Source organism: Gemelliphila asaccharolytica, assembly GCF_001553005.1.
Classification (GTDB): domain Bacteria; phylum Bacillota; class Bacilli; order Staphylococcales; family Gemellaceae; genus Gemelliphila; species Gemelliphila asaccharolytica.
In genome coordinates, this window is record NZ_KQ959896.1 from 1 (window position 1) to 356 (window position 356).

Genomic DNA, 356 nt, shown 5'->3' on the forward strand with positions numbered 1-356 from the left:
AGCTAGATATTGTCACTTATCAAGACTATTATTTACCTAATAAAACATTAAGTGACAAAGAAATAGATGCTAATTATTTCCAACATATTCCTTTCTTAAATGTAGAAACTAAGGAAAAAGGTTATGATTTAGAAAATGCAGGAGCTATTCATCTTGAGCCATTAGGATTATATTCAACTAAAGTTAAAAACTTAAATGATTTACGTGATGGAGGTTTAGTTTTAATAAGTAATAATAAAGCTGAATGGGGAAGAGTCATCAAACTATTAGTAGATGCTAATCTTGTAAAAGTAAAAGACGGAGTTGATATTATTAATGCTACATTCGATGACATAGTAGAAAATAAAAAAAATCTT

Annotated in this window: 1 protein-coding gene; it reads left to right on the top strand. The window is 27.2% G+C overall.

Annotated features, from left to right (window positions below; genetic code table 11):
* Positions 1–356 (top strand): MetQ/NlpA family ABC transporter substrate-binding protein (locus HMPREF1871_RS04190; protein WP_232297366.1); only part of this gene is annotated, 356 nt, incomplete at both ends.